We start from the raw sequence: 11,312 nt of genomic DNA, 5'->3' as shown, positions 1-11,312 counted from the left end.
CAGCCGCAATGGCATCACCCACGCCAGGAACGGAGGTGATCCAGTCGAAAAGCTCTTTCAAGCGCTCATCGCTCTGAATAAGCGTATTTATTTGTTTTTCGGCATTTGCCAAATCGGCATTGATGGCTTTTAAAGAGGCCAGGCAGTTTTTCGTCAGTTGCTTTTGGAGTGACTTTTCCACGAAGCTCTGCTGTTCTTGAATAGGCTGTTGAAGTTGCTGGCGAACTCGAAGAAGCCGTTGACGAAGTGCACTGAGAGCTGCCAGTTTTTGCAGAACGGGGCGTGGCGGCTGCCACAGGCACAATTTATCTCGAAAACGAAAGGCATACTCGGCAATGCGGACTGCGTCAATGGTGTCGCTCTTACCGCGCTGAAGGCCCCCAGCCTTCTTAATTTGAAGACTGCTTTCCAGCCAAATCGGCAGCTTCAATTTGTAAAGGGAAGATAAAAGATGAGCACAATAAATCCCTGTATGTTCGAGGCAGCAGACCGATTCCGCTCCTATAAATCCAGGCAAAGCCTTGATTAATTTGACCGTTGCCCCAATCGCTGCTGGTGAGTTAGTCGATTGAATTTGCAAGACCGTGGTTTTGCCATCAAAGACGGCCCAGTCAAGGGTAGCTTTCGAAACATCAACACCAATGAAATAGCGAATAGTCATGAGAAATGATAATTTAGAGGTCCAACAAGTAATGACTTACCTACTTGCTCAAACCCTTGCTAATGGGGCTGCATCCCCGAATTTCCATTTGAGTCTGGGTAAGTAAAACAGGGTGGGTCCTGAATCCGAGCATAGAGCTGACACTCTGCGGCCCCATAGGGTAGCCCACCCTGTTCACTTATTAGCAAGCTACCAAATCTTGGAATCTTACCAAGACGCAAACCTAAAGGGCGGCCCCGGTATTTGCCTTTGGTTGATGGACATTGGGCTTATCTAGCCAGTTGGATGGAGTGGTCCGCCACCGCGGCTGTTTTCTCGTCGGATCGTGGGTTGGTGGGTCGACAAGCACATGAAACCGGGCCGCCGGAGCGGAAAGCCTAGTTGTAGAGGCCTTTGACCAGGCTCTTCAGCAACGTCAACCTAAGCCGGGTTTAATCGTCCACTCGGACCGAGCAGGGCGGCCTGTGCCGTGGTCAGTATTTCGGTCACCATTTCCGAAAGCGGCTCGATAAATGGCAGTGTAGGCAGAGCATGGCAGAAACCGATAATCCCTACCAAAACGCTCATGCTGAGTCTTTTTGGGGCAGCTTAAAAGCCGAGTTGCTGGAAGATGCGGGGCCGCCCGTGCGGCTGTTTTATCAGCCTAGAAGATGCCCGCCATGAGTTGTTTAACTATATTGAAGGGTATTATAACGTCCGTAGGTTGCACTCATCGCTAGGCTATCGGTCACCGATTAACTTTGAAAACCAATATTATCAAACTGTTTCTCTATTAAACTCTCAAAAGTGAAGTGTCCGGCCAAATAGGACCACCCCAGAGGGCTTATTTCGCTGATTTTAATATCTGTCCAACTCAATCAGTAGCATACGCTTGTTTACTTTCGAACAATTATTATACTATTTCCAGAGCGGTTGTATAACTCATTTTATGTTAATGAACTTCTTTTAGAAAGTTGCTTTTTTGTTTTCACCATGTAAACTTGAAAACGTCTAGTTTCGAGAGAATGAGTTTCTGAAATCAAAACTTCACATTTATTCATGTTGACCTTTCTAGAGTCTGGTAAGGCTGACTGGTAGTCACATTGATAACAAAGGCTCGACGACTGAACCACTAGGGCAATTGGAATTAAGGAAGTCGGTCTGATAAAATTTCTTAGAAGTAAAATCAACCCTAGTAAAATGGCGGGTACGCTCAAGAGTTGACCCATGTTAAGGCTCATACTGTCTTCAAAAGTAACTTGGTTTTCTTTGAAGAATTCCCAGAAAAAGCGGAGACCAAATATCCAAACTAAAGAGATGCCTAACATAGTCCCCGATACGGCTTGGTTGCGGTAGTTTTTCCAATACCAGAATAACCCAATGAATAAAATAAGGTAAGATAACGATTCATAAAGTTGGGTAGGATGACGAGGTACTTGGCTAAACTCGTGATCTCTCAAGAAGACGAAAGCCCAGGGTACATCAGTCGGTTTACCAAAAATTTCGGAGTTCATTAGATTACCGAACCGAATGAAGGCTCCTGCTAGAGCCCCTACAATGCAAATTCGATCACTAACCCATAAAAATGTTTGGCCACTGGTTTGGCTTGACTGACGACGTGAGTAAAGCCAAAGGCCAATTATGATGCCTAATACCCCTCCATGACTGGCCAGGCCACCAAAAGGGGGCGTTATGATGTATAACGGGTCTTGAATGAACATATACGGTTCATAAAACAAAAAGTGCCCTAGCCTCGCCCCTAAAATCGTCGATATAACTACCGTCATTAGTAACGAATCCGTATCAGCAAGGGGCCTCTTCTCAGTTTTAAAAATGTGGGTCATAATCTGAATGCCAATTAGGAATCCAGTAGCGAACAGTAAACCATACCACCTTACGGGCAAAGAGCCAATGCGAAAGATTTCAGGATCAACATTCCAGATGATATATTGAAGCATATTTTCTTGTTGTATAAGTGGCATTATAGTACGTTTGAACTGGTTGAAAAAATACTCAAAAAAGCAGTTCTTCCGCTGTGAATTGAGCCACTAGCAGGGCAAGTCCGAGGCATTATTAGCGAAACCTGTTTAACATGTGTTGACTCCTGCTAGTGAATTTTAAAGCCTGAACAGTTCAATTGGTGAAAAACCGTGTATGCTATGCTAGGGTCAAAAAATTCAAGGCGTCACTCCCTGTTATTCCTTTTTCTTTCCCCTTTGTAAACACCCTTCTTTATGACCACTTTCATTGGTATTGATGTGTCCAAAGATAGTCTTTCTGTGGCGGTTCCAAAACCCAACGCTGGCTGGAAAGTAGACGAATACACCAACTCTCCGGACGGTATTCGTACACTTATAGGTCAATTGCCTGACCAGGCTCATTGCGTGCTGGAAGCCACTGGCTCTTACTCAGTCCTGGTCACTTACATGTTGACTCATTCGGGTGTGACTATCTCGGTCATTAACCCCAAGCAGAGTCACCACTTTGCAAAAATGCATTTGTCGATTACCAAGACTGACCCACGCGACGCAGTCTTACTGGCAGAGTACGGTAGAGCTATTCAACCGCCTGTTTATCAAATGAGTAATGACAGTTTATTATTGCTTAGACAGAAACGAACGCTCCTGCGTCAGTATCAAAAACAACGGGTGTCCTTACTCAATTTGTTTGCTTCACTCCAACCTTTACCCCTAAAAGACTCTACTGTTCAGCAGAGCTTGCAGCAAATGATTGCTCATTTCGAAGCAGCAATTGCCCAACTAAAGGCTGAAGTTAATCAGGTATGCCAAGCTGATTTCACTGAGCAGTACAAGCGATTACGATCGATAAAGGGTATTTCTTATGCGGTCGCCACCGCCTTGATTGAAACGACAAATGGCTTTCGCGACTTTGCATCGGCTAAGGCACTGGCTAAGTTTATCGGCGTGGCTCCGGTTATCTATCAATCAGGGAAAGTCGGTATCACCAAGGGAATCAACCGATCTGGGGATGCTCACCTAAGGGGTCAGTTATATATGGCCAGCTTGTCAGCCATTCGCTATAATAAACCGTGTCGCGAATGTTATCAGCGGCTGAAAGCTGCGGGCAAAGTGACTAATGTGGCGTTAATGGCAGTTGTCAACAAACTGCTTCGTCAGGCGTACGCAGTGATTAAATTCAATGAAGATTATGATCCAAATTATCAGCCTATTTTACGTTCGATGGCTTGACTTTTAACACAGTTCATGTTATGTGACTCAATTGAGAAACTACTTACTATATCACAGTCGCCCCTACTTGGTATAGTTAAAAAATCATCTTGCTCGCATAGACACTATCTGAATCAATGGTGGTTGCCCACAATTTTCTACTGGAGTCTCTGGAGTCTTATAACGAATCCATACGGAGACTGGAAGTTTAAGCGTATTGAAATCGTTATAAGGGGCGGGAAGGTTCGTTGTGCGAGCCATATAGATCGCTTCAGTTTCAGGCTGAATAGTATAGCCGCCAGTACAGACGTACCCCGTAGGTTCGTACGTAAGAATGGTTGCTTTCACTTCTTGGGGTTCAACCTGACTCTTATGACAGCTTACTAAACCAAATAGGAGTAAAAGAATGCAACAGGTTTTCATAGCTACGCGCTTTCTCAAGAAGACCCAACTATTTGTTAGTTAGTTGTAAAAGCTGTTGTATAAGTGATGTGGCTGTTGCAAAAGTCGGTACTGCAACTGACAGGCCTGCTAAACAGACATTTTTTAGCCACTGATTGGGCCATAATGAACGGTTATTTAACCCAGTCTGGACTTTTGCAACAGCCACTGATTTTATGTTAATGAATTAAAATTAGATTATCGTCTTTCTCCATTTGAAGTAAAAATCTTAGTCAATTTATATTCCGTGACTATAATCGGAATTAAGACTAGTGCAGTTGAAAAACCAGCAACAACAAAGAAAAACGACTTGATACTACCAAACCATTCAATAAGGCCAGCTTTCCTCAGAATTAGTATAATCAGTATCAAGAGGGTTTCGAAGACTAGAGTAGTGTATAAAAGGCATACTGCTGATATCCGATTGGCAACACTCCAAGTGTCTTTATTTTTCATTGAAAAACCAGTTCTGTATCCGTACCAGAAATTTATTTCTTTAGGTTGTCTGTAATAGAGAATCACAGCTAATATTAGAATCGAGGTAGGGATGAAGAGGATAGTTAACATCCATTTGGAACTATTGATAGCATCCATTTTTCTGTTATATAAGTGGCATTATATAAACCTAGGCTTATGATATATTATCGGTTTTAAATCAGTTAGTCTCGCCATAAGCCTTTTCCCCAGCTTCAATAGCGATTGATACCCAATTCGCTTTAGGGGGTATAGGGCAAAAAAACGATGGATCATAAGCGCACCAAGAGTTATGCGCTTTATTAAAATCAAGTACAACCTGCCCGTTCTTGATATCAGCTGTAGTAATACCCAGTGAGCGACCACCCCCGTAGGTCTCTTTACCCGAGGTAGCGTCTTTAAATAAGAGGTTTAACTCACTGTCCGGCTGTTGGCCCTGTTTAGGTATATCTTGATAGGTTGTTAGTTGACAGCGTGTTCCCTTAAGCGTGAACGATAGCAGCGCGTAGGGTTTCATTTGCGACGTAGGCATACCCGCGAAAGCATAGGCTAAATCAATCGGTGCTGCTTCGGGCGTAAGTTGCACGGTGGCGACCACGCGGAAAGCCGCATCGGGGGCGAAATATCGGAGCTTGGCCAGTGCTTCCTGAGTTTTAAGGGGGCTATGGCTTGGCTTAGACAAACTAAGTTTTCGCTCTTCTCGGTATGCGCTTATTTGGTGGGCGTAGGTGTCCTGAGCGTACAGCTGGCCGCTTAGCAAAAATGAGGTCAAGAGTAGAAGGCGACTCATCAAGGAAGAGATTTGATTCGGAGATGAAGCTAACATTTAATTGATGAGTCAAGCCAACTAAGCTTGTAAACTGGCAGGGGATTGCTGATCGCCAACTGGCTGTTCATCGTTCTCTCCGTCCACAAATCGCAATTAGTCTACATAGTTACATACTGTGATTTAGCACCTTTTTTCCCCTGTTTTGCTTACTTTATTTTAGATTTGAATCTTGGAATAGTTTCTTAACATAACGTTGCATATGCAACTTGACTTAGAAAAGTACCATTTTTAAAACATTCAATTTATCGAAAGGATGTGCAGGGAACCGCCCTTTCAAGATTATAATATGACAAATAAGTTAATCTTTTCAGGAAATAAATGGTAAGCTAGTAAAATTTCTAATTATCAGATAACGCTCCCGTTTGAGACGGAGGAAATCTCATAGATCTACTTCTTAAATGGGTTACTGTCCTTACCCCGTTTTGTGAGCCAGTTTTGACTGGAATTTAAGCTGCCTGTCGGTACTCGATGGGCGTCATAAACTTCAAAGCCTGATGAGGCCGCTCCGTGTTGTACTCCACTAGCCAATCCGCCACCGTTTGACGTACTTGGCGGATACTCGTAAAAATATGGGCATCTAAAACCTCCCGGCGAAAAGTCCCATTGAAGCGCTCAATATAAGCGTTTTGGGTGGGTTTGCCCGGTTCGATCCAGCACAACTCAATCGATTGATCTTTACACCAATCCTGCAAAGCCTGACTAATAAACTCAGGACCGTTATCACTCCGTAGCCGTTCCGGTTTACCGTAGCGTTCCACCAGTTGAGCCAATAATCGGATGACTCGGCGGGCAGGTAAAGAGTAATCTACCTCAATACCCAAAGCCTCCCGATTGTAGTCGTCAACGAGATTCAGGGTGCGAAACTTCCGACCACCCGTTAAGTTATCGGAAGTAAAATCCAACGACCAGCACTGATTACACGTCATTGCTTTGGGCAACGGCTTACGTGCAGAATCGGGTAGCCGTTTCTTGGTCTTTCGCCGTAAACTTAAGCCTAAACTTCTGTACAAGCGCCTGATTCGCTTATGGTTAACCAACTTCCCCTGTTTACGCAACCGGCGATAAATCTTCAGGACGCCCCAATGTTTGTGCCGCCGAGCCAGTTGCTCAATCTGGCTTATTAGCGCCTTATCTTTTTCTTTGATGAGGACCGGTTCGACAAGGGCATTACGACTAAGACCCACCCAGCGACAGGCTTTACGTTGGCTAATCTGCTTCTGATCAACCATCCACCTGACTAATTTCCGACGCTCGGTGGGCCTTACCACTTTTTTGCCAAAGCCTCTTTGATGATTTCGTTTTGTAAACTTAACTCGGCATACATCTTTTTGAGTCGACGATTTTCGTCTTCGAGCTCTTTAAGACGCTTCACTTCAGACACCTGCATGCCACCGTATTTAGCTCGCCAATTGTAAAAGCCGGGCGGCCGGTGCCGTGGCTTCGCTGATACCATGTTCGCGGGTGATCTGAGCGACGGTTTGGCCGCTGTCCTGCTGTTTGAGAATCGCTACAATCTGCGATTCAGTGAATCGTGCTGCATTCATTTCCCTTTTGTAAACCTGTGAAAGTTAGTTTTTTTACTCTACTTTTCACTGGCTCACTTTTAGGGGTTCAGGACATTACTTCGCTAATCTTAGACCGAAATCATGGCGTGTATCCACCACTCGCTTGATGAGCCCAAGCTGACCACAGTGATACATGGTATGCTTGATATTCCAATCAACGGCCTCCCGTTTTGTGGTAGCGATTGGATGAGGAGTAGGGGTGGGTTCTAGCGGACTATCTAGTGCTGAAGTCTCCAGAGTCGCTAGGACAGCCAACGACTTTTGTTGCATGAATTGCAAGTCAGCTAGTAATTTAGCTGAATCTACTTTATCCACTGACAGAGAAGGGCCTGAGACGGTAAACCACTCACTATATTCTCGGATTGGAAGCTGGTGGAGGATATCCATTTGGTGCCCCCGAATGACCATAATCGAATGGAAATACTGACTGATAATCAAATGTCCAAGCTGCCAATCAATACTTGATTCTACGGTGGGGGGAATGATTTTCCACTTTTCAAGCGGCACTGGATCAATTAGCTTATTCGTCCATTGATACGCATTGGCGGTTTGATGGATCAACATCTGGATTTCAGTCATCGGTCGTAAACATGTTTGGCTTATGCAAAAGCTGTTGCACTCTTGTGGGCTAAGTTATTGTAAGTATCCCAATAACAGTGCGTGTACCCTTTCAGGGGTAAGACTTTGAGTTGTAAACGTGAAGAGTTTATCAATAGGGTCATCCTAGACCGGCTCACAAATCGCTCCCAACTGGGATTAAGGAGAGTTCATGGATTGGCTGTCTTCGTAAAAAGACTTTTGACGCTAGTTGGAGACTTTTTTGGCAAGCTCATAGCCTGAGGCTGCCAAAAAGCGTTTCGCATTTTCATCGGTTAGATTTAACTCGATCATGTCGCGAACAGCAGCTTGCTTATTGGACGCTTTCTGGTAATAATGCTTGCAAATTTGATAGCCCACAAAATAGCCTAAGTCCCGTACCTGCTGACTGTTAATCTCTCGCTTTCCGTATAACCACCCCCCTTTCCAATCAAACTCAGCGTACATCTCTTTTTTGAAAGCATCCCAAATCATCTGCTCGTGTTTTAATCCAAAGGCGGTATGGCCACCAGGATTTACGGTGGCTAAGGATTGTTCATAAACCAGTTCCGCAATGAAATCGGCCATGCCTTCTTCAATACATTTGCCCAACAACTGCTTGTGGGTTTCAGTGTATTGCTTCTCTAACTGAGCACTCTGGAGGATATAATCTTTATTGCGTTGAGTCCATTGCTGGGTATGTACAAATTCGTGCAAAACCAACGGAACCGCCCAGTTGGGTTGGCTACTGGCCGCGACTTCGGTACCAATGTAGACGGTTTGGTTATCAATGGTTCCCCCTGAGTTATTGATGCCCACACAAAAGTAGATGTCACCATCCCGGAAATTAGGATAGATGCGTTTAAACACGGCGATTCGCTTTCGAATTTCCGTTTCCTGATCCAATACCGACAAAATCCAGGATCTTTTTTCGAGTAGAACCGTCTTGTCTTTGTCAATAAAGGATCGCCATTTAGCGGTATTACCGCCCCGCAACTCCATAAATTCTTTTAGGCCCTGACTGGCCTTATCGACATAGAGCTTTTGGATGAAGGTGGCCTGTTTAGCGGTATCCCTTGTGGTCATTACAGAGTCAAAGGCTTGGTAGAATCTGGGCAAATCGACTGTGTGCAAGTTTATTTGTGCTTCAAGAGGAAAGGCCATCAGCAGAAATAGACCAATCGTACAGAGAAAAGAAAGGGCTTTTTTGAGGCTTCTCATTGGGCTACTGATTGCCATATAGTTGAATTGATTACAGATGAGTTGGTCAACGGACCGTTTATCCTGTCTTATGATCTTATGTCACAGAAGATGGAATATGTATGTAATAAGATAGTCAGTATGTATGAGCTTTATCGGTTCGTACTAGGCTCTAAGAAGTGGTTGTCGCTTAGCCAGTCAGCCATCCGTTGTGGCCAGGAGTTAATCGACTTCAACTCAGACCGATCTCCCATATTGAAGGCATGTTTACCCTGAGCATATATATGAACTTCTATCGGAACTTTGGCCGCTCGATACTTTTGTAGCAACATAACAACCAGTTCTGAGCACCACATATCGTCATTTGCGACCAGCAGAAAGGCTGGTGGGGCGTCGGCGGGAACACTTTTGGGAAGGCCCAGCGGGCCGGGATAAATCAGCATCTGAAAGGAGGGCCTTCCATCCAGCCGATCAATGGGATCAGGGGCATCCCTAGGGCCTTTGCCGGGTGTGTAAGCGACCAGGCTTACGACATCACCCCCCGCTGAGAAACCCAGCATACCCAGCCGGTTAGGGTCAATCCCAAACTCGTTAGCTTTGCTGCGAACCAGCCGCATGGCCTGGTAAGCATCCTCACGGGTGTGCTTGTCGAGCGAATAAGGGGAGTTTACTTCGCTGGCCAGCCGATATTTTAACACAAAGGCCGCTACCCCAAGGCTATTGAGGTACTGGGCTGGCTGGCGACCCTCGGCATTGAACACAAGCTCCCGATGCCCCCCACCTGGACAAATCACAACGGCAGCTCCCGTCGCTTTGTCTTTGGGTGGTAGATAAACCGTTATGGATGGATTATTGATATGGCGTATCCAATAGTCTTCCGCCTGTTCAGGTTCGTTCCGACGATCTTCAAAACCAGGGGCACCTTTAGGCCAAAGGGGTATCTCAGGGGGAGCTGTCTGAGCCAAAATCGTGACTGGAAACCCCAGTGCAAGTGCCAGTACGGCAAGGCGAAATAGTATTGATGTGATGTTAAGCAAAGCAGCGTTGTGTCAAACTGTACGTGATGGATAAAGTTGAGCAGTTAGTAAAACTAATCGTCTCAGGATACCCTCCCTCCTGAGATGGTTTGACTCAAAGTTTAATAACTGTCAACTGCCATTCGTAGCCTACGTAATAGATTAGTCGTCTTTGCCCTAATATATTTCTGAATTTTTCACCCTGTTGCCAGCATAGCTTCTATGTACGTTGTACTGTGGTGTACACGTGTGTTCCAAAAAAAAGGTTTGTGCCAACAATGTGGCACAAACCCATGTAAAACGACCAACTAGTTAGCTAACACAACCTACTACTACCCTATAAGCGGAATGAGTTTACAAGGTGGTAACCCTTGAAGCCAGTTACTTCCCTCTGATCACTTTTATGGTTTCATTCTTTTGGGTTGATTGTAACCTTAAAAAATACACACCCGATGGATTCGCTTTCATATCGATCTCCAGTTGGTTTTGTCCGGCAGTGCCATTGGTAAGTTTGTTCAGCAACAGGTTTCCTTCCGAGTTGATTAAACTATACTGAACGGTTTCGGCCGCCGCTAGATAGTAAACCACCTTCACCACATCCACGGTTGGATTAGGATAGACGACGGTTGCCAGGGTCTCTTCAGACGTTTCTACATGCCCCTCACCCATCCGGGCGGAACCGCTTTCAATGACAAAATACACCCGGGACTGTGCCGTAACACTGGTAAAATCGGGATAAAGTAATTCCCCGTCGGTTACGGTCTTTGACCAACTCAACGTACCATTCACGTATAGTTTTGCCGTTTTGCCGGTTTGCCCAGTGCCTACCGTTACCCGGTACTGCGTGGCCGTCGGGGTGTTTGATACGGGCAATAACATATCTTTTGTCGACGTGGGGTAAATGTAACAATTGGGTTGGCCGGCATATTGTTGAATACACCAGCAATTCCCTGATGCCGGCGCATTGCCAGAATCATTTGCTGATTTGGGTCCTGCCACAACCTCGACGGCCGCTGTTCTGAACATGATTTGGCCCGCCGGGATGGCGCTCGTCCAACAATAATTCTGGGGCGTGTTGCCACAATTGCTGCCTGTCACCGTAGTGCTGGTAGTCCCCGAAGTGATGCACAGCTTGTCCAACGCGAAGGCATGACCCGCACTGGTCCCCTGCAGCTGAATCGTGTTAGCTCCCGCATTCAAATTGACCGATACCGTTGTCTCCACAAACGGCCCCGACCAACTGTTGGTGCCCACCGCCGACGCGGTCTGTAAGACGCCGTTCACCATAATGCCAAACTGGGGGCTTTCCCCGCTGGCGTACCAAAGATGCAGCGGGTAGGTGCCAGCGGTGGGCACGCTGAACGCGTAGCTCATGAACTCCGC

At 45.7% G+C, this 11,312-nt stretch carries 11 protein-coding genes and 1 pseudogene; 2 read left to right on the top strand and 10 right to left on the bottom strand.

From position 1 onward, the window contains the following. Nucleotides 1-661 (bottom strand): IS110 family transposase (locus BM202_RS29180; RefSeq protein WP_218160616.1); only part of this gene is annotated, 661 nt, incomplete at its 3' end. Between the two features lie 420 nt (nucleotides 662-1,081). Further along, nucleotides 1,082-1,228, bottom strand: a complete 147-nt coding sequence (locus BM202_RS37475) for a hypothetical protein (RefSeq protein WP_177236722.1) — start codon at nucleotides 1,226-1,228, stop codon at nucleotides 1,082-1,084. Between the two features lie 43 nt (nucleotides 1,229-1,271). On the opposite strand from BM202_RS37475, the gene BM202_RS39120 reads away from it, so the two are divergent. Further along, nucleotides 1,272-1,451, top strand: coding sequence for an IS3 family transposase (locus BM202_RS39120; RefSeq protein ID WP_093832878.1), 180 nt, complete (start codon nucleotides 1,272-1,274; stop codon nucleotides 1,449-1,451). Nucleotides 1,452-1,587: 136 nt separating this feature from the next. On the opposite strand, the gene lgt is transcribed toward BM202_RS39120, so the two are convergent. Beyond that, complete coding sequence (lgt, locus tag BM202_RS29170; protein ID WP_317039725.1) at nucleotides 1,588-2,622, bottom strand: prolipoprotein diacylglyceryl transferase; 1,035 nt, start codon at nucleotides 2,620-2,622, stop codon at nucleotides 1,588-1,590. A 252-nt stretch (nucleotides 2,623-2,874) separates the two neighbouring features. On the opposite strand from lgt, the gene BM202_RS29165 reads away from it, so the two are divergent. Next, nucleotides 2,875-3,849 (top strand): IS110 family RNA-guided transposase, encoded by a 975-nt coding sequence (locus tag BM202_RS29165; RefSeq protein ID WP_093832876.1) that lies wholly within the window; start codon nucleotides 2,875-2,877, stop codon nucleotides 3,847-3,849. 618 nt (nucleotides 3,850-4,467) lie between these two features. On the opposite strand, the gene BM202_RS39115 is transcribed toward BM202_RS29165, so the two are convergent. From BM202_RS39115 to BM202_RS29125, 7 genes and pseudogenes are all read right to left on the bottom strand, one after another. Continuing rightward, nucleotides 4,468-4,836: an SdpI family protein gene (locus BM202_RS39115; RefSeq protein ID WP_394333810.1), complete on the bottom strand. Its 369-nt coding sequence runs from the start codon at nucleotides 4,834-4,836 to the stop codon at nucleotides 4,468-4,470. Between the two features lie 88 nt (nucleotides 4,837-4,924). Then, complete coding sequence (locus BM202_RS29155; RefSeq protein ID WP_177236721.1) at nucleotides 4,925-5,533, bottom strand: DUF1684 domain-containing protein; 609 nt, start codon at nucleotides 5,531-5,533, stop codon at nucleotides 4,925-4,927. A 485-nt stretch (nucleotides 5,534-6,018) separates the two neighbouring features. After that, a pseudogene (locus tag BM202_RS29150) lies at nucleotides 6,019-7,116 on the bottom strand (IS3 family transposase). 75 nt (nucleotides 7,117-7,191) lie between these two features. After that, nucleotides 7,192-7,716, bottom strand: a complete 525-nt coding sequence (locus BM202_RS29140; RefSeq protein WP_093832866.1) for a DinB family protein — start codon at nucleotides 7,714-7,716, stop codon at nucleotides 7,192-7,194. Nucleotides 7,717-7,941: 225 nt separating this feature from the next. After that, nucleotides 7,942-8,934 carry a gliding motility protein GldB-related protein gene (locus BM202_RS29135; protein ID WP_093832864.1) on the bottom strand — a complete coding sequence of 331 codons (993 nt, stop codon included), beginning with the start codon at nucleotides 8,932-8,934 and terminating at the stop codon, nucleotides 7,942-7,944. 131 nt (nucleotides 8,935-9,065) lie between these two features. Then, entirely contained in the window at nucleotides 9,066-9,950 is an 885-nt protein-coding gene (locus BM202_RS29130; RefSeq protein WP_218160615.1) for an alpha/beta hydrolase, read from the bottom strand. A 360-nt stretch (nucleotides 9,951-10,310) separates the two neighbouring features. After that, nucleotides 10,311-11,312: T9SS type A sorting domain-containing protein (locus BM202_RS29125; RefSeq protein ID WP_218160614.1), on the bottom strand; the 1,002-nt coding region annotated here is incomplete at its 5' end.

The organism is Spirosoma endophyticum (assembly GCF_900112365.1).
Lineage (GTDB): Bacteria > Bacteroidota > Bacteroidia > Cytophagales > Spirosomataceae > Spirosoma > Spirosoma endophyticum.
The sequence above is the reverse complement of the archived record's forward strand: the minus strand, read 5'-3'. Positions and strand labels throughout refer to the sequence as shown.

Coding starts and splice junctions, on each gene's coding strand:
- BM202_RS37475 (WP_177236722.1), bottom strand. CDS start 1,228: ATGAGCGTTTTGGTAGGGATTATCGGTTTCTGCCATGCTCTGCCTACA.
- BM202_RS39120 (WP_093832878.1), top strand. CDS start 1,272: ATGCGGGGCCGCCCGTGCGGCTGTTTTATCAGCCTAGAAGATGCCCGC.
- lgt (WP_317039725.1), bottom strand. CDS start 2,622: ATGCCACTTATACAACAAGAAAATATGCTTCAATATATCATCTGGAAT.
- BM202_RS29165 (WP_093832876.1), top strand. CDS start 2,875: ATGACCACTTTCATTGGTATTGATGTGTCCAAAGATAGTCTTTCTGTG.
- BM202_RS39115 (WP_394333810.1), bottom strand. CDS start 4,836: ATGTTAACTATCCTCTTCATCCCTACCTCGATTCTAATATTAGCTGTG.
- BM202_RS29155 (WP_177236721.1), bottom strand. CDS start 5,533: ATGAGTCGCCTTCTACTCTTGACCTCATTTTTGCTAAGCGGCCAGCTG.
- BM202_RS29140 (WP_093832866.1), bottom strand. CDS start 7,716: ATGACTGAAATCCAGATGTTGATCCATCAAACCGCCAATGCGTATCAA.
- BM202_RS29135 (WP_093832864.1), bottom strand. CDS start 8,934: ATGAGAAGCCTCAAAAAAGCCCTTTCTTTTCTCTGTACGATTGGTCTA.